The sequence below is a fragment of the Oceanimonas sp. CAM02 genome (assembly GCF_032842915.1).
GTDB lineage: Bacteria > Pseudomonadota > Gammaproteobacteria > Enterobacterales > Aeromonadaceae > Oceanimonas > Oceanimonas smirnovii.
In genome coordinates this window covers 215,784-233,925 of record NZ_JAWJBK010000029.1, presented here as the reverse complement: position 1 = coordinate 233,925, position 18,142 = coordinate 215,784, and the positions used below count along the sequence as shown (strand labels likewise).

The 18,142-nt window shown below is 56.8% G+C and carries 10 protein-coding genes and 1 pseudogene; 2 read left to right on the top strand and 9 right to left on the bottom strand.

All coding sequences use genetic code 11. The features are described 5' to 3' along the window. Positions 1–34: 34 nt before the first annotated feature. The 6 genes from R0I78_RS10340 to R0I78_RS10315 form a co-directional block, all read right to left on the bottom strand. The gene (locus R0I78_RS10340; RefSeq protein ID WP_317075256.1) at positions 35–3,139 is read right to left on the bottom strand and encodes a tyrosine-type recombinase/integrase; all 3,105 of its coding nucleotides are present in this window, start codon (positions 3,137–3,139) and stop codon (positions 35–37) included. Further along, positions 3,124–5,352: a hypothetical protein gene (locus R0I78_RS10335; RefSeq protein ID WP_317075255.1), complete on the bottom strand. Its 2,229-nt coding sequence runs from the start codon at positions 5,350–5,352 to the stop codon at positions 3,124–3,126. The genes R0I78_RS10340 and R0I78_RS10335 overlap by 16 nt, the downstream gene beginning before the upstream one ends. 950 nt (positions 5,353–6,302) lie before the next feature. Beyond that, positions 6,303–7,121 carry an endonuclease/exonuclease/phosphatase family protein gene (locus R0I78_RS10330; protein ID WP_317075254.1) on the bottom strand — a complete coding sequence of 273 codons (819 nt, stop codon included), beginning with the start codon at positions 7,119–7,121 and terminating at the stop codon, positions 6,303–6,305. Next, positions 7,102–7,497, bottom strand: a complete 396-nt coding sequence (yciA, locus tag R0I78_RS10325) for an acyl-CoA thioester hydrolase YciA (protein WP_019934201.1) — start codon at positions 7,495–7,497, stop codon at positions 7,102–7,104. Before yciA ends, R0I78_RS10330 begins: the two co-directional genes overlap by 20 nt. Positions 7,498–7,559: 62 nt before the next feature. Further along, positions 7,560–8,363 (bottom strand): NAD(P)-binding domain-containing protein, encoded by an 804-nt coding sequence (locus tag R0I78_RS10320; protein WP_317075253.1) that lies wholly within the window; start codon positions 8,361–8,363, stop codon positions 7,560–7,562. Beyond that, positions 8,353–10,257: a transglycosylase SLT domain-containing protein gene (locus R0I78_RS10315; protein WP_317075252.1), complete on the bottom strand. Its 1,905-nt coding sequence runs from the start codon at positions 10,255–10,257 to the stop codon at positions 8,353–8,355. The genes R0I78_RS10320 and R0I78_RS10315 overlap by 11 nt, the downstream gene beginning before the upstream one ends. Before the next feature lie 167 nt (positions 10,258–10,424). Between R0I78_RS10315 and hpf the strand changes: the two genes are divergently transcribed. Next, a complete protein-coding gene (gene hpf, locus R0I78_RS10310; RefSeq protein WP_317075251.1) occupies positions 10,425–10,757 on the top strand; it encodes a ribosome hibernation-promoting factor, HPF/YfiA family in 333 nt (110 codons plus the stop codon). Positions 10,758–10,880: 123 nt separating this feature from the next. Continuing rightward, positions 10,881–12,041: pseudogene (locus R0I78_RS10305) on the top strand (chorismate mutase); the annotation flags it as partial. A 720-nt stretch (positions 12,042–12,761) separates the two neighbouring features. On the opposite strand, the gene tilS reads toward R0I78_RS10305, so the two are convergent. From tilS to accA, 3 genes are all read right to left on the bottom strand, one after another. Continuing rightward, the gene (gene tilS, locus R0I78_RS10300) at positions 12,762–14,087 is read right to left on the bottom strand and encodes a tRNA lysidine(34) synthetase TilS (RefSeq protein WP_317075250.1); all 1,326 of its coding nucleotides are present in this window, start codon (positions 14,085–14,087) and stop codon (positions 12,762–12,764) included. After that, positions 14,084–16,969, bottom strand: coding sequence for a two-component regulator propeller domain-containing protein (locus tag R0I78_RS10295; protein WP_317075249.1), 2,886 nt, complete (start codon positions 16,967–16,969; stop codon positions 14,084–14,086). The genes tilS and R0I78_RS10295 overlap by 4 nt, the downstream gene beginning before the upstream one ends. Positions 16,970–17,177: 208 nt before the next feature. Further along, positions 17,178–18,134 carry an acetyl-CoA carboxylase carboxyl transferase subunit alpha gene (gene accA, locus R0I78_RS10290; protein ID WP_019934208.1) on the bottom strand — a complete coding sequence of 319 codons (957 nt, stop codon included), beginning with the start codon at positions 18,132–18,134 and terminating at the stop codon, positions 17,178–17,180. Between the last annotated feature and the right edge of the window lie 8 nt (positions 18,135–18,142).

Genomic DNA, 18,142 nt, shown 5'->3' with positions numbered 1-18,142 from the left:
CTCTCTATAACTCAGTAACACACTAACTCTCATTCTAACCCTCTTTCGCTGGCTTGATACTCCATGCCTGCCAAGCAGCAATGTCATCAGTCCTGAACAAAATAATGGCCAGCCTGTGCAGCACTATACGCAGGCTGTGAGAAGCATAGCCGGCTTTCTCTTGTTCTTTGCGGTCATTTTCTTCCTGATGGCGAAGGGTCAGCCAGCCAGAGCCTTGTTCAAAGCGGGCTGCCTGCTTCATAGGGTACGGCTGAATGTTCAATGGGCCACACTGCCAATATTTAATGATGTCTCTGTCGGTGTACCGTAACTGTAACTGCCAGCGCGGCCAGTCAAACAGCTGAGTAGCGACAGCCATATAGCGGTGAAAGGTATCCGCATCGTCAAAGCGCACACCCGATCGTGAGCTGTTGCAATGAGTCAGTGTGTATTGCGCCAGCCATTTCAATTCATCACGTTGTTGGGAGGAGCGATAGAGTTCCCGGCAAGCTGCCAGCGCTTTGGCTACATCGCGTTTTTCTGCCACTCCCACTGGCTCGGGGGGCAGCAGTTGATGTCGTCGGCTGCGAGGGAACAACCGTGGCAGCTGTTTTTCCGTGGTCAGTGCACGCAGTGCCAGGGCGCTTTGGTGCCATTTCTCTATTTGCTCTGTGCAGAGCTGATAAAACCAGGCGATTTCCCGGTGATCATAGCCGGCCTGAATTTTGCTCAGTACCGCCAGCATGGGTTCGTATTGACGTTGTTTGACTGGCTGTAATGATGCGTCAATGCTGGCGGCGCGAGAGGCTCGGGGCGAGGTAGCGGGTCGAATATAGCGATTCAGTCGCTTGCGTAAAAAGCCAGCCGTGTTGGCCGGCGTAATGACTTGTTTTCCCCTGTGACGCAGACGGATACGGTGGTGCCGTAAACCGAGCAGCACTTGTGCCTGATGGCTGGTGAGTTCGCGGCGGTGTTGCTGCAGATACAGCCCCAGCAGCAGATCGGTGAAATGCAGGTAGGTACTGAGGCTGATGTCGGGGCTGCTGTGGCCAGCAAAGGCCGCCAGTGCATGGTACCTGTCTCGCAAACGTCCGTGCCCTGTAATGAGGGTACGGATCTCCTGGCGCTTGGCATCGTCATAGGGAAGCAGTGCATCGACATATGTCGGCAGACGCAGTTGATCGGTGTGCAGCAGCAGTTGCAGGCGCGAAAGCGCACTGTGTCGCAGATGGTAGAGGCGGAAGTAGAGACCTCCGCTCAGATCTTTCAATAGGGTGCTCACCGCCAGCGAAAGCGGGGTGATATCCAGTTGCTCAAATTTGTTTTCAGCTGTTTGGTGAAAGAACAGCTCATTGTCACTTTTGCTTTTAATGCGCTGCTCGCTCAGGTAATGACGAACCACATCGGCTTCTTCAGCGGTTAGTAAAGGAAACAGGGGGACTTTGCGCAGTCCGGCTTCGGTTTTATTGTTGCCATACCGGTTGTTCCTGATGAATAACCAGCCGGTCGGGGATGGCTCAATGTCACTCAAACGCAGCTTGGCCAGTTCACCCGGTCTCAGCCCGGTACGGTAGGCCATGATGAGAAAGCAGATATACGTTCGTTGCAGGTGGGGATCGAGATTGCCAAAGCATTGGAACTGTTTCAGCAAGCCACCAAAAAGCGGCTCGTCCACAACAGCGGAACTGACATGAACGACACTGTCGGTGCCCAGTGTCAGGGGCTCTGGTAACGGAGGAAAACCGAGTTGTTGTACACCAAACACATGCAGATCTTCCAGGCGCCCAGCCTGATACTCTCGTGCCTGCTGTTTTCGAGGCCGGTTCAGCAGGCTCAAATACAGATCATGAAATTCCTCCCCACTGTAGCTGAGCAGATCCTCTTCATTCGTGACCATTAGCCAGTCGGCCGCAATGGCATCAAAATAACGCTTTGCGCTTGAGACGGCATTGTCACGCTCTGCGAGGTGATTGATCAGCCAGTTAACCAGCGTTGCCTCGGGTAACAGCAGCCGTTCATTACTGATCACTTCCAGCTCTTCAATGACGGTACGTTTGCTTTTGGGGCGTGCTCGGTCCTGCTGAAACACTTCTCGTAATCGGGTCAGCAGATAAGGCTGCGAGCGTCGCCCAACCGGCTTGCCGACTGGCCGGGGAGTGAGTTTAGGGAAACGGGTAAAGCGATGAAAGTCGTGCTCATTACAGGTGAGCAGAGCCGGGCGTAACAACCGCTGCCAGTAGTCGTATGGCAGGCTGGCGCTGGGTTGTCTGCCGGTGGCGTATTCAACCAGCACCTGCGGCAGTGATACGCCGTCGAGGTGCTCTGCCACTGTGATCCCGCCGGTGGCTAGCTGAGTGAGCGAGCAGTTAATACCAAGCTCTTGCTTTAGCAAGAACAGGCACTGCTCCGGAGTAGTCGGCGGTTGCCAGTCTCTGGATTTATGTTTTAGAAACTGCCTCAAGAGTCCCAGGCTGATCGGATCAGGCGCATAGAGCACTTCGCAATGAGGTAACCGCTCGTTGGTATCTGGATCATCTATATATAAGTTGCTGGGCTGGCCTCGGCCAGGTACGGGCTCCAGCACCAGCCAGCAAGCTTCATTATTGCCCCTCAGCGGACGAGGCTGGTGTAGTGCTTGAGCCAGTGCAGGCCAGAGTGCAGGTCGGCCGAGGCCACCATAGAGCACCATCGACAGTAACAGCCGTGCAAACAATATATCAGGATCATCAGTCTCTTCCTGCAAACGCTCAAACCAGTGATGTTCGGCTTCGGCAATCAGGTGGGAGCTGTGCTGCCAGCGCAAGGTACGGGAAGGCCGGCGGCGACGTAATGTGATGTAAGGATCTGGTACCTGTACCGACCAAATCCCTTGGCGATTACCGATCTCCAGTTGTTTGCAGATAAAGCTGTAGGCGTACCGGTAGGCCCCTTCACTCTTCAGTTCCTGCTGTAACAGGGTATCGATTTGCTGCCAGGCCTTATCAAAGTCAGTATCGATAGGTGGGATTTGCAGCATGCCTGGCAGATGCTTTCTGAAAATGGCCATGGCAGCACGCAGGATCTGCGCATCCCGTTGCTGACGCTGGGCCTGACGGTGTTCTCTTCCCAGCATGGTCATCAGTGCCGGCTGGGATGGAGGAAGGATCAGCGGATTGTCCATCCGGGAAGCGCCTTAATCTGATGTTTTTTTAATATGGATTCAATCACCTCTGCCAGCTCGCGACATTCCCCCATGCTCACAAAACTGTGTCTCCCCAGTGCTTCTTCCCCCATTTCCTCGTGGCCCATCCAGGAGTCGATGAGCTCTGGATTAACTTTCTGTTTTGCCAATTCTGATCTCAGGTGGTGACGGGCCCAGTTTTTGGCCCAGGGCAGGCAAGGCGCTGGCAGCTTTGCCAGCAAGGACGGAGTGAGATCCGCAGGCTCCTGACTACCTTGTCTGTCCTCAAATGCAAACAGCAGGTTACCCGTACCATCCAGCGACTGCTGGCAACGCGCTGCAAGCTCCGGAGCCTGAAAGCGGCTATAAATACTGAGCTGGCGCAGATGCTCCAGATAGAACTCCACCTGCCTGGCGGCGGTAGCAGGGATCACCAGCGTTCTGGCTGACAGACCATGCCTTCTTTCCTTATCCGAGATCCACCAGGTGCGCTGGTAGGGATTGAAATCACCCAGTTTGCCCATCGGGGCGGTCACATCTCGATGACCCGTCGAGAAAGCCAGCAGCGCCCAGACGTAATAGACGTAGCGATTATGGAATGCTTTGATGTCAGCTTCGGGTTCGATGGCTCCTGCCAGCATGATGAAGATATGTTGCAGTATCTCTGATGGCACATATATCCGGCTGCCCAGGTTGCTGTCTTTTTGAACTCGAGCAGGGAGACCCGGACTTTGCTCAGCCATGGCAAAAATGGCATTGACGTACCGGGCGTGATGCTCGAGCGCATCATCTTGCGACAGATGACTGTATGACAACGCAGGACGGGACTTGTGTGACTCACCGCGAAGCAGGGCAATGATGGCCCTGTCCGCTCCCTGATTCAGTAACCAGTGCTCCAGATATCGCACGATCAGACCTGGTGTCAGCCTGGTTTTGTGTGCCTCATTTATCGGTTTCAGCCACTCTCGCATTTCGCTGGGAGTCGGTGGGCTCATGGATGGATAAAATCGTTCAACCCAGTCGTGCAGCTGGATGGGCAAGGGACGGAAAAAGTGATCCGACACTGCCGGCAGTATCGGGTTCAGCTCATTCGGCTGACTGCTTGCCGGAACGTGATGAGTAAGCCGAATAGATGGATGATTATCGACTATCTCCAGCAATTGCTCCTGATTGGCCCGTGTATGAAGCCAGGCGGGATCCCGCCCCGTAACCAGGGCCAGCAGCATCCAGCCGGCCAGCACATCTTGCTCCTTTAGCTGCTTCAGACAATGCAGTACCAAGTGTTGAATGTCCCACTCGCTGGCTTGATTGTAACTGCATGGCAGCGATTGTTGACGGCTGGAGAGCTGCTCTGCCAGACGCTGGCCTTGTATGGCTTTCACAACCAGCGCTTTCTTACGCTTTAGTGGATCTGCAACCCTCAGCGTGTTGCCAGGAGTAATTCGGGCTGGCTCATCGGCCTGCTGACTATCTGGCGTTTCCGGTGTGAGCTGAAGTAACTGAACATCAAAACCTGATTCATCTGCAGGCTCCAGGGGGACCGTAGTGATGACTTCTGGTCGCTCGAAGGTCAGGTTCACTCTGCGCTTGCGAACAATTCCCTCGATCTGGTGCGCTGCATTGCGGATGACGACGGACAAATAGCCCCGCTCCTTATCCAGCTTATAGTCCGGATATTTCAGCTTAAGTACTTCCAGCTCTTCGCCGAGCTCGATCAGAGAGTCGGTGCTGGTCGCTCTTGGCAGAAACTGCAGTAGCGGCGCATGCTTGGCGCTGGTGGCGATTTGCCGGATTTCCCGTAAGGCGGACTCAATACCTGAATCTTGGTGTCCCAGAATATGTACCTGACAGCAGCACAGCAGGATCACCCCAAGCCATTCTTCAAACTTTTCAGCATCCTCTACTTTGTGCAAGGGGGCGCATAGCGCCGCTGCATAGGGTGCTTCCGTCAGCAGTTTCTGATTTTTTATCCAGTCAAAAGTTTGCTGATAAGTGCCGGTGTCAGGCATGGGAAATTGAGCCAGTGCCTGTAAGCGCTGTTCCATGTGGTCGGAAAACAGGGGCAGGTGCTGCTGAAACTGAGTCAGCATGGGAGTGCACACTTGCGCTAAGCGCAGAAAGACGATTTGCCGGTGAGCTGTTGGTAGTGACGGTGGGGCAATGATTTTACTGAGATATGCCCTTCTGGTGGCAAACGGGCTCTGCTCAGTCATGTGGCGGACTCCACAGTTTGCTGAGCTCTGTAATCACATCGGATGTTGAGCTGGGGATGCTGGCTCTGTTTTTTTGTTCCCGACGTCGCCGCTGCTTACGCTGCGTCATCAGCGTATTGTGAGCTCTGCCTGTCCATGCTGAGAGCATACGGTCCGTAAGCTTGTCAGCGCCCAAGAATTCTTGATGCAAATCCTCAGACATATGAGCAGCCAGCGTATCTCTTATTTCTGACAGGCGATCCGGATCTACTGACTGTATCAAAGAAGATATCACCGAACGCCAGGCTGCTTTTTCTATCTGCGAGGTAGTTATGTGATGCTCAAGATAGGAGATCAATTGAGTGCCGTTTGGTGGCCTGTGTGATGGCCAAATCAGCACTGGCCATAGTGGCGCAAAAAGTAGAAACGTGCGCGGCGACTTCTTCTTTTTCGAAGAATCATCCTTTTTCTCACCCAGTATTATTGCATGGAGAGTTTCCCGGCTGAGCTCCGAGATCAAGGGCTCTGGCAAGACAGATGCGTTAACCCAGCGAGGATAAATAGTGCACCACTCATATGCTGCCCGGGCGGCAGGGTGCAGCTCCACACGGTCTGATGCACTTACTTTTACTATCGCCGGCACGGTATTCCCCACTCATTTGGTCATGATTTATACTGTGCGCGGCGGACTCATGTAGATCAAATCTTGCATCTGAATTTGTGTGGTTTTTGTGACCGTGACCACGAGGTAGACCTCGATTGATGTAAAATCCGCGAAACTGGACATCGATATCAAATCTTTTTATAACAAAGACTTACGCTTTATGTAGAATGGTGTATATTAAGATTATCTGACTGGCACGGCCTGTCACGCCGGGGGTCGCGGGTTCGAGTCCCGTCCGCTCCGCCAAATTTCAAAAGCCCAGCAGAGATGCTGGGCTTTTTTGTTATGGCCGCGGATAAACCAGAACCTACAGAGTGCTGAAGCTGGCCTTAATGGGGGTATGGTCAGAGGCGTGGGTATTGATGCTGTGCGCTGTTATCAGCGTCAGCCCCCGGTAGAAGATGGCGTCCAGCGGATAGCCCCAGAAGCGGGTACGCAGATCGGGCGCGGGAACGGCCTCACTGAGCTGATGGGTAACAGCCCATTGGTTTAACTGCTGCTGGCGGCGCGCATTCCAGCGGTTAAAGTCGCCGGCCACAATCAGCGGACCGCTGTGCCCGGCAATGGCCCGGCTGATCATGTCCAGCTGGGCCTGATAGGTGCGCCCGCGCAGAGAGAAATTGACCGCGTGCAGATTAACCACCAGCAGTTGCTCTTTGGCTCCTGCCAGTGAATAGCGGCTGAACAGCAAGGATTTGGGAATGCGGGTGGCGGGCTCCGTCATGCGCTCGGCACATACCTGAACCGCGGGCTGGCGGCTGGCGGTTAAGACGCCGTTGGGCAGCTGCTGCCACTCAAAGGCATCTGCCTGAAACCAGTGCAGCTGTTGCTGCTCCAGCCACTGATAAAAGTCATCCCGGCCGCTGGCCTCCTGCAGCAGCAGCACATCTGTGTCTGCCATCCAGCGGGAAAGCTCCGGCTGCCAGTTGCGCTGCTGTTTATAAATATTCCAGCTGAGCAGAGAAAACTGCGCCGGCAGCGGCGCTATGGCCGGTAGTGAAGGGTAAAGGCAATGCTCGGCAGGCTGAAACTCATTACTCAGCAGTGTCTGCCGGGGCACTTCCAGGCAGCCGGCAAGGGCCAGCGCCCCTGCCAGCACCAGTCCCTTAACCAGCGTTAACGACACGGGGGCGTCCGTTTTCGTCTATGGCCACATATACAAACTCGGCACCGGCCACCGAATAGCGGGGGCCGCTTTCCGGCGTGAGCACGGGCTTGACCCAGACTTCGACCTTGATGGTAATGGACGTGCGCCCTACTTTTACCAGCTCGCCATAGCAGCAGATCACATCTCCCACCTGCACCGGGCGGGCAAACACCATTTTATCTACCGCTACCGTGCATACCCGGCCACGGGCAATTTCGTTGGCCAGCAGGCTGCCACCCAAATCCATTTGAGACATGATCCAGCCGCCAAAGATATCGCCGTTGGCATTGGTGTCGGCGGGCATAGCCATGGTGCGCAACAACAAATCGCCTCTGGGGTTGATGGATTCGCTCATTCAGTATTCTCTTATGTCCGGTTGAAAACGGGGATCATAATCCTTGCCGCACGGCCTCGCAATCAGCGCCGCGCCTGCAGCCATTCAAACCAGTCGGTCACGCTGTAATCCATGCCCAGCAAGCCGCAGATGGCACTGCCATCTATGGTCTTGCCGGCACCGCCGCCGCTGAATATGGGCGGTGGCAGCTGCTGCAAACGAGCCGCTTCGCGGTAAAAGTCCCTTCGGCTGGGATGATGCGGCGCACTCAGGTTCAGCACGGCCGGCCAGTCATTACGCGCCAGCAGGGCCGGAATAAACCGTAACAAGTCTTCCTGCGCCACCAGGTTGACCGGCTCGTCGCCGCCGTCAAACTCCCTGCCCGCCAAAAAGCGCCCGGGCTCGCGGTTGCCGCCCACCAGGCCGGACAGCCGCAAAATAAGCACCTGCCTGGCCCCACAGGCCTGCACCGCTTGCTCGGCGGCCAGCATGCGCTCTCCTCTGGGGCCGTCGGGGCTGGCGTCATGTTCAGTTTTTATGCCGGTGCCGCCATATACAGAGGTGGCACTGGTAAAGATCACGCGCTGAGTGCCGGCAGCCACGGCGGCCTGAGCCAGCTGGCCCAGCCGGCTGGCATAGTTATCCAGTTTGCCAGGCGGTACACACAGCAACAAAGTGTGCGCCCTGAGCGCGTCGGGCCACTGCGCCGGCAGCGGCGCGTTAAACTCCATGGTAATGGTATGCAGACCTTGCTGCTGCAGCCGCTCTGCCTTGGACTCATCTCGGCTGGTGCCACTCACCTGCCAGCCCTGTTGCTGCAATGTGAGCCCAAGAGGCTCTCCCAGCCAGCCCAGCCCGAGTATGGCAATGCTGCGTTCAGTAAACATGGTTCAGCTCGCTTGCTTTAAGAAAGTGGTGCTGCTGGCCCAGCATTTCCTGATACACCACGGAATAGGCCAGCACGTTCTGTACGTATCCGCGGGTTTCACGATAGGGAATGTTTTCTACCCATACATCCAGCGGCCGGCTGCCACTGCCCGAGAGCCAGCGGTCGATGCGGCCGGGGCCGGCGTTGTAGGCGGCAATGGCGGCAATGCGGTTGCCGTTGTAACGGGCCAGCAGTTCACTGAAATAGCTGGAGCCCAGCTGCACATTAATGCCGGGCACATACACATCGCTGCTGCGCCGGTAGTCACTGATATTGTGCTTGCGGGCAGTTTCTTTGGCGGTGGCCGGCATTAACTGCATCAGACCGCCGGCGCCTACCGGTGAGCGGGCTTCTTCATAGAAGGCGCTTTCCTGCCGGGCAATGGCAAACAGAATGGGCTCGTCCAGCTTCAGCCGGGCCGCCTGCTTGCGAAAAATATCGCGGTAAACAACGGGAAAGCGCAAATCGAGCTGATCCCAGGCCTTGGCGCGAATACTGGCCAGAATGGACTTGTCATGCCAGCCCCGTTCCAGTGCCAGTGAACCCAGCGCCAGTTTTTCCTGCTCATCAACCTTGCTCAGCAGGTGATACCACTCGCTGCGGGCCGCCGATTTATTGCCCAGCGCCAGCCATTCTTCCACCCGCAGCAGGGCCGGCCAGTTTTTAACGGCGGTGCGCCACTCGGGTGCCGGCGGCGGTGCCTTGCGGTTAAGCGCATAGGGCCGCTGGCTGTGCTGGGCCGCCAGAAAGCCGTAGTATTCCCGCTCGGCAGCAGCCTTGGCAAAGGCGGTGGCGGCCTGCTCAGGCTTGCCGGTTTGTTCCAGCGCCCGGCCCCGCCAGTATTGCCAGCGGCTGCTGTTTTGCTCCTCGGCAGGAAGACGGTCTATCCAGCCAATCAGGTGCTCCCAGTCCTGCTCCCAGATAGCCAGCCGGGCACGCAGCTCAAACAGCGCATCGCTGCCCACCTCGGGCAGACGCGTATCCAGCCAGCGACGATATTCATGAGTGCGGTTATACATCAGGCGGCGGGCCAGGCTGCGCTCTATTTCGGCCTGCTGAGCACTGCTTAAACCGGGCTTGCGCTTGAAGCCGGAATACAGCTCCATGGTAAGCGCCGGATCCTTGTCCGCCAGACGGGCCAGCGCCACGGCAATGGCATCACTGTGGCGCTTGCTGCTGCCAAAGCGATCACGTTCAGCCAACACAGCAGGATTGTTATCCAGCGCCATTAACAGCTCGCCGTCGGGACCGGCGTTTTTACTCAACAGACCGGTGAGGTATTTAATCAGCCCGCTCTGGCCGTTTTCATAGGCCAGCAGCATACGCTGCCAGATTTGCTCGTCGGTCTGGCCGCCTTTGGCCTTCCAGATATCAAATAAAGGATCACAGGCATTGGGGCGGGAGCGGCCGTAATTCCAGAGTTGTTCCGCGCCTTTGAGTGCCTCGGCCTGCTCCCCGGTGGCCCACTTGGCCCGATAGTGAGCACATTGCAGCTCTGTGCTGTTGGGCAGCTCGGGATACAGCGCCAGGAAATCACGCCAGCGCTGCTCCCGGGCCAGACGGAACAGATATTGCCGCTCCAGCCGGTCGGCCAGCTGCGAATCGGGGTAGCGGTTTATAAAACCGGTGACATCCTGGCTGCTGAGCGAGCTGAGCCTGTCCGCCAGATAGCGGTAATCCAGATAAGGCACCAGCGGATACTCATTCAACCCGGCTCTGAGTTGCCGGTAGTGTTCTGTATTATTCTGCTTTAAGGCCTGCTCTGCCTGACGATACTGCTCCCTGAGCGGCGATGCCTGAGCCGTGACTCCCAGAGTAAGTAATAAAATGCCGATTCCTGCCCGTTTGAACACGCTGCTTGCTCCCGCGACGATATAGTAGTGCTATCGTAAGAAATGGCAGCCTGACTGCCAATGCTCCAATGGTAATTTATTCGTTAATTGATCCAGCTCACGACAACATATTACCGAAGGAGTAATCTGAAACCGTAAGCAGACGACAACAACCAAGGGGGTCTTTTATGTCCATTGCCATTTCCAGCCAAGTTATTGACATCACTCCCGCCATCCGTGAACGGATTGAGAGTCGTTTTGAAAAGCTGAACCGGCGTCAGATTGCATTGATCACACCGCATGTGATGATTCAGAAAGAAGGACTGAATTATCTGGTAGAAGCCAGTGCCGGCGTGCCGGGCGAAACCCTGTTTGCTCAGGCAGAAGATGAAAACCTGTATGCGGCTATCAATGATCTTGGTCACAAACTGGAACGTCAGCTAACCAAATACGCAGAGAAGCCGCTGGCACAGCGTGCCAACGCCGGCCAGCCGGCAGCAGAAGAAGAAAGCGAGGAATAACCGGGTTTTCCAGAAATCACTTGCCTCTGGCACCACTTTTCAGTATGTATATATCAACAGGCCTCCCTCCCACCGGGAGGCCTTTTTTATGTGTGCATGCCGGTGAGGAAGGAAGCCCTATTCATGAAGTTGGACGACATTAGAAGCAAGATCACTAACCTGGACCGAGAGCTGCTGAACCTGCTGGCTCAACGCAAGGCCCTTAGCCTGGACGTGGCCCGCGCCAAGCTGGAAAATCCCCGCCCCATTCGCGATCAGGAGCGGGAGCAGGCGCTGCTGGTGAGGCTGGTGGAACAGGGTCGTCAGCTAGGGCTGGATGCTCACTTTGTTACCCGCATTTTTCACACCGTTATTGAAGATTCGGTACTGTCACAACAGGCACTGCTGCAGGACCTGCTCAACCCGCAGGACGAAGTGCCCGCTATCAGCGTGGCCTTTCTGGGGCTTAAGGGCTCCTATTCCAATATGGCGGCGCGCAAATATCTGTCGCGCTTTCAGGCCCCTCTGATAGAGCATAACTGCGAGACCTTTCAGCAGATATTTGAAACCGTGGAGTCAGGCCGGGCGCAATATGGTATTTTGCCGATAGAAAATACCAGCTCCGGTGCCATTAACGATGTGTTCGATTTAATGCAGCACACCAGTCTGTCGATTGTGGGTGAGCTGACCCAGCCTATAGAGCATTGTCTGCTGGTGGCCACCGACACCAGTGTGGAGCAAATCACCACGCTTTATACTCACTCTCAGCCTTACCAGCAGTGCTCCCAGTATTTAAGCCGGCTGGGCGAGCTGGAGGTGAAGTTCTGCGCGGCATCATCCAACGCCATGGAGCAGGTAGCCAGACTGAAGCGTGCGGACGTGGCGGCCCTGGGCAGTGCCGACGGCGGCGAGCTGCATGGTCTGACACCACTGGTGGAAGGCCTGGCCAACCAGAAGCAGAACATGACCCGCTTTATTGTGGTGGCACGCAAACCCATTGAAGTCGCAGAGCAAATTCCGGCCAAAACCAGCTTTATCATGTCGACCGGCCAGCAAAGCGGTGCCCTGGTAGAAGCCCTGCTGGTGCTGCGCAACCACGGCATTACCATGACCCGGCTGGAGTCGCGCCCCATTATCGGCAATCCCTGGGAAGAGATGTTTTATGTGGATGTGGCTGCCAATGTAAATAGTGCCGATATGCAGGCTGCCATGAAAGAGCTGGGCCGCATCACTCGTTTTATCAAGGTGCTGGGCTGTTACCCCAGTGCCGAGGTGGCTCCCACTCGTATTCCTGCCCGCCTGCTGAACAAGAGCAAAAGCGCCGGCCAGAGCGACGAGCCGGTACGTTATAGCCGTCATTACAAGGCAAACAACACTCAGGTACAGATTGGTCCTTTTATGCTGGGCGACGACGAGCCGCTGCTGATTGCCGAGCTGGCCGGCTGGCCAGGTACCGAGCGGCTGGATGAGCTGGCCCGCAGCATCAAGGAGCAGGGCGGCCAGGTGCTGGCGGTGGATTGCTTCAGTGATGTGAGTGCCGAGCAGGGTTTGAAGCGCCTGCAGCAGTTGCATGCCAGTGCCGACCGCTTTGATCTGGCAGCCATGACCAGGGTGACCAGTGCCGAACAGGTGCACAGAGCCGCCGAACAGGTGGATCTGCTGCTGCTGGATACCAGTGCCGCCGGCAATGAAGCATTGTTAAATGCCGCGGGCCGCTGTACCCGGCCCTTGCTACTGGAGCTGAGTGAAGAGCCCGGGCACAGTTTACGGTTGGCTCAGCATATTCTGCAGCAAGGCAACCAGCAGCTTGCTCTGCTGGATACGCAGGCCTTACCGCTGGCCCGCCTGCTGGAACTGAGCGGCCAGACCCACCTGCCGCTGGTCAGCCGCTTAAACGGAGACGCCGCCACTCTGCCTCGCCTGGCAGAAGCGTTAAGCGCCACCGGTGTCAGTGGTTTTGCGCTGCCGGTAACCGGCAATGACCGGGCCCTGGAGCAGCTGGCCCAGAGTTTGTACCGGTAACCCCTATTCCCCACTCCCTGTACCCTCGGGTTCAGCGCTGTATTCAATTTTCCAGCCGGGCTGGTGGGGGTTGGCGGCATATTCCTCGCAGATAAATAACCCGAGAGCGGCGACCAGCCGCTCACCGTGCATCAACAAGGGGATCCGCCCTCGCTGCCAGGGCGGTATGCCATATTCCTGCCAGAGTTTTTTCAGCGGCCGCGAGCCGTGCCGCCCTGCCGGCTGCCCCCGCAGGCCAGTGATCCCAAAGGCAATATGCAGCTGCTCCGGTGCCATTGTGATATCGGCACCTGCTGTTACCGGCTGCAACTGCAGCCGGCCCACGGCCAGCTCATTCCAGCATCCGGGCTTGATGGTATTCAGAGCCACTGGTTCGCTTTCCCGTGCTGTTACATACAAATGGCCCTGATAGCGGCGCAGCTTGACGCCTTTAATCTCAAGCACAGGGGTTGCATCTTCAGCGGCCAGTGCCAGTTCATTCCAGGCCACCGCCAGCTGGCTGTGACTTAAATGCAGCCCTCGCTCACTCAGCCAATGGCGCAGCGCATTATTACGTCTGGCCAGAGTAAAAGACCGCAAATCAGTCACACTCAAGCCACCGGCACTATTAACCAGCCCGATCAAATCCTGCCGGGCCAGATCCTGTGCCAGCTCCAGCTGCTCAGCACAGAGCGCTGCACTGCGGCTGACGGTGCGTGCAAAGGCCGGCCATTGCGTCAGCAGCCGCGGCAATATTTCATTGCGCAGAAAGTTGCGATCAAAGCGGTTATCGGCATTGGACGGGTCCTCCACCCAGTTCAACCCCTGCTCGGCAGCAAACCGCTCAAGCTCGGCACGGGAAAGATGCAGCAAAGGCCGTAACTGCACGCCCCTGCCCAACGGTTTATGCTCCGGCATGGCAGCCAGACCGGCAATACCTGCCCCCCGCTTCAGGGCCAGCAGCAGGGTCTCGGCCTGATCATCCAGATGATGGCCGGTCAGCAGTGCCGCTCCTGCCGGCAGCTCAGCGGCAAGAGCGGCATAACGGGCATGGCGGGCAGCGGCCTCAAGGCTTACCCGCGGACCGGTTGCCACGGTGACGGTTAACACCCGGCATTCCACCCCCAGACTGGCCGCCACTTGCCGACAGTGCGCCGGCCAGGCATCGGCGGCGGCCTGCAGACCATGATGAACATGCAGGGCGGTCAGCTCACGGCCCTGCTCTCTGGCAAAGCGCGCCGCCAGCGCCAGCAGCACCGTAGAGTCCAGCCCGCCACTGAAGCCGACATAAAGTGGCCCGTTCGGGTACAGATCCTTGAGGCATTGGTAAACATGATGATATTCGTTCATGAAGCAGCTTCTACCCGGTTACGACCGTTATTTTTGGCTCGATAAAGCGCCTGATCGGCTTTGGCCAACAGCCGGTCAGCACTTTCAGTGGCAAACGCCTCAGCCACTCCCAGCGAAATAGTCAGACTTAAGCCCTCGGCAATGGCACTACAGTCAAAATCTGCCACCCGCTGCCGAATACGCTCACAGACCGCCATGGCATCATGCAGCCGGGTATCGGGAAACAACAGAGTAAACTCCTCGCCCCCCCAGCGTGCCACATAGTCCTGCTCACGCACCTGTGTACTCAGGATTCGGGCCAGCGTTTTAATGGCTTCATCACCCACACTGTGGGACCACTGGTCATTAACCCGCTTAAAGTGATCAATATCAACAACCGCCAGGCAAAACCCTTGGTTTTTATCACTAAAACGCTGCCAGGCCTGAGCCAGCCAGTCATCAAAGGCCCGCCGGTTAGCAAGGCCGGTCAGCTGATCTTCCCGCGCCTGACGTTCAAAGTTCTGGGTTTGCTGTTGCAGCGCTTCGGTTTTTTCATGCACCAGCCGCCGCAGGGTAGCGGCATTATGTTTAAGCATTCGCAGGCGCAGCTGAAATATTCCCCACAGCAGTATCAGTCCGGCCACCGCCAACATTGCCCAGAATAGCGGACGCTGCCAGAAAAAAGGCGCAATATTGAAGCTCAGACTGGCCTGTCGGTCACTCCAGCGACTGTAAGGATAAGCGGCTGCCACCTGCAGACGATAGTTACCCGGAGCCAGATTAGTGTATTCCGCCAGACTCTGATCTCCCCGCTCTACCCACTCCTTGTCAAAGCCTTCCAGCCGGGTGCGATAGCGGATCCGCTCAGGCATCACATACCCCAGACCGGCAAACCCGATTTGTATACGCTCACTACCGGCAGGCAGTTTCAACGGTGTATCTGGCACCACAGGTTGGCCATTCACGGTGACCTGTTCCAGCACCACCGGCAGATTATTTTGCACAAGCTCAGCCAGACGCTCAGGCTGTACCCGCGCCACTCCCATGGCGGTGGCTACCCATATACTGCCATCAGCAGCCAGCGTTGCTGAAGGGCCTGAGCCGCCATTGGCCTGGCTGCTGGCCATACCGTCACCTTCACCAAAGAGTTCAAACGCAATGACAGCCAGCTCACCATCTGCAGCCTGATGGGCCTGCTGCAAATCCAGCCGCAGTATACCGCGGTTGGTCGTCACCCAGATCCCGCCATGATAATCCGCTACCGGCTGAAACATTTTTTCAATGGGCAGACCATGGGGCCGGCCTACCATCGACAGGCTGCTGTCAGTGTAACGGTAACGCAGCAAGCCACGATCCGTCGCAATCCACACCGCATCACTGCCCAGCTGCTGATAAAAACCAAAGGCATATTCGGCATTTTCCTGGCTGTGCAGATCCAGAGTACGAATCCGGGATGGATTCCCTTGCTCAATAATGGCTGCCCCTACCCCGGTTCCTACCCAGATATCATTGTTTTCCGCCTGATGCAGTGCCATCACAAATTCGCCAGGCAGGCCGTCCTGCTTGCCGTAGGTTAATACCCGGCCCTGATGCACCCGGCTCAGTCCTTCCGCGGTGCCCACCCACAGACTGCCGTCCCGTGCGGGTAATATGGCGCGAACCTCATTGGCACTAAGGCCCTGATCCCGGTCGATAATAACCGGCTGCTGTCCGGGTTTGAGTCCGACCAGACCATGGGTATAGGTACCCAACCAGAGAATATCCCCCTGACGGGCCAGACTAAGAATGGACGGCGTCTTGCCATCCGGCAGTAAGACCGGAACGGCTCGGGTGCCGTCAGCATCAATCACGCTCAGGCCATTGCTGGTGCCTGCCCATACCTGGCCGTTATCGTCGGCCAACACAGAACGCACATAGTTACCTGCCAGCCCCTGCTCCTGAGTAAAGCTGGTAAAAGGGGCATCACGAAGGCGCAGCAAACCACCATTGGTGCCCACCCAGATATTACCTTCGGTATCCTGCAACAACGACAGCACACGGTTATCGGGCAGTCCCTGCTCCATGCCAAGCCGCTCCAGCCCCAAACTGCCCAGCCGCGCCAGCCCGCGATCTGTGGTGCCAATCCAGAGCGCCCCGTCCCTGTCCTGCAACAAGCTGCTGATGGCCTCTTCGGCAAGCTGCGGGTGCATCAATTCAAAGTGCTGATCTTTGCTGCCATAGAGCCCTTGAGCCGAGCCTACCAGTAACTGTTCTTCCCGGGTTTGCAGCAGCGCCAGCACAGGAGCGGCGGGAATATGCCGGTTTACACTGATGATATTATTGGGACCAATAACCGCCAGGCCACGGGACGTACCCGCCCAGATCCGCCCGTCACTTGTCTGCAGCAGCCGGTATACCGCCAGCCCGGGCAGGCCCTGTTGCACAGAGAAGTGATGCTGTTCACCTTGAGCGTCGCGCATATAGATGCCGTCCCCTTCGGTGGCAAACCACAGCCGGCCGCGATTATCACGTAACACATGGTTTACCATGGCTGGCAGGTGCTGCTGAGGAAACCAACGAGGATGCTGATAGCGGCTGAAACCGCCTCGGGCACCGACTACCAGCAGGCCGTCATCGTCCAGCGTAAGGCCACGAATACCCGAGTCAGGCAGACCGGTTTGCTCACCACGCACAAAAGTATGAAATCCCCGCCCGTTGTAGCGGGATATTCCTTCCCAGGTGGCAAACCAGAGGTAGCCTTCGGGCGTTTGCGCCATGCTGTTGATGCTGTTGTGAGGCAGACCGTTACGGGTATTCCAGCTGTCCTGGTAAAAGTTCTTCAGTGGCGACTGGGCAGCCGCGGGGGGCAGTGCGATGAGCAGCCAGCAAAAGCCGGCAAGCAGCTGCAGGTGACGGAGGTTCATGTAAACATTCCCTGTTAATTGGTTCCGTTCTTAGCCGGAATATAACAGTTTTGGCCGGAGTTTACTGTGGGTGCGCCTCTTTGAGGAGCTGGGAGCTGGGAGCTGGGAGCTGGGAGCTGAAAGCCGGAAGTAACAGCTAGGTTGGGACAAGTCCCAACCTTGACTTTTCTTATCGCTTAAAGCTGACAGCTCCCGGCAAAGCCGGGGTTTAGCAGTAACCGTATTTCATCAGGCGCTGATAGCGCTGTTCAAGCAGGGTGTCGGTATCAAGCTGATCAAGGTCGGCCAGATCGGCGACAAGGCGCGCTTTCAGACGCTCGGCGGTCAGTAATGGATTACTGTGGGCACCGCCCATGGGCTCTTCCACTACGTTGTCGATAAGACCCAGCTCATGAATACGACCGGCGGTAATGCCCATGGCCTCGGCAGCCACCGAAGCCTTGTCAGCACTCTTCCACAGAATAGAAGCACAGCCTTCCGGTGAGATCACCGAATAGGTGGAATATTGCAGCATGTTCACACGGTCACCCACGCCAATGGCCAGGGCACCGCCGGATCCGCCTTCGCCCACTACGGTACAGATGATGGGAGTTTTGAGGCCCGACATCACTTTCAGGTTGCGGGCAATGGCTTCACTCTGGCCGCGCTCTTCAGCGCCCACACCCGGGTAGGCACCGGGGGTGTCGATAAAGGTAAGAATGGGCATTTTAAAGCGCTCGGCCATTTCCATCAGACGCAGGGCCTTGCGGTAGCCTTCCGGACGGGGCATGCCAAAGTTACGCTTTATCTTTTCTTTGGTTTCACGCCCCTTCTGGTGGCCGATCACCATGACCGGACGGCCTTCAAAGCGGGCCACACCACCCACAATGGCCTTGTCGTCGGCATAGGCCCGATCGCCGGCCAGCTCGTCGAACTCACCAAACATCATCTCCAGGTAGTCCTGAGTATAAGGACGACGAGGGTGGCGGGCCAGCTGGGAAATCTGCCAGGGACCCAGATTGCTGAACACCTTTTTAGTCAGCTCATCACGTTTCACTTCCAAACGACCGATCTCTTCATCCAGATCGATATCGAGGCCGTCGCCTTCGCCTACGTGACGAAGTTCTTCAATCTGGGCCTGAAGTTCGGCAATAGGTTGTTCAAAATCCAGAAAATGGTGGCTCATGGCTGCCC

Coding starts and splice junctions, on each gene's coding strand:
- R0I78_RS10340 (WP_317075256.1), bottom strand. CDS start 3,139: ATGGACAATCCGCTGATCCTTCCTCCATCCCAGCCGGCACTGATGACC.
- R0I78_RS10335 (WP_317075255.1), bottom strand. CDS start 5,352: ATGACTGAGCAGAGCCCGTTTGCCACCAGAAGGGCATATCTCAGTAAA.
- yciA (WP_019934201.1), bottom strand. CDS start 7,497: ATGAGCGAATCCATCAACCCCAGAGGCGATTTGTTGTTGCGCACCATG.
- R0I78_RS10320 (WP_317075253.1), bottom strand. CDS start 8,363: ATGTTTACTGAACGCAGCATTGCCATACTCGGGCTGGGCTGGCTGGGA.
- hpf (WP_317075251.1), top strand. CDS start 10,425: ATGTCCATTGCCATTTCCAGCCAAGTTATTGACATCACTCCCGCCATC.
- tilS (WP_317075250.1), bottom strand. CDS start 14,087: ATGAACGAATATCATCATGTTTACCAATGCCTCAAGGATCTGTACCCG.
- R0I78_RS10295 (WP_317075249.1), bottom strand. CDS start 16,969: ATGAACCTCCGTCACCTGCAGCTGCTTGCCGGCTTTTGCTGGCTGCTC.
- accA (WP_019934208.1), bottom strand. CDS start 18,134: ATGAGCCACCATTTTCTGGATTTTGAACAACCTATTGCCGAACTTCAG.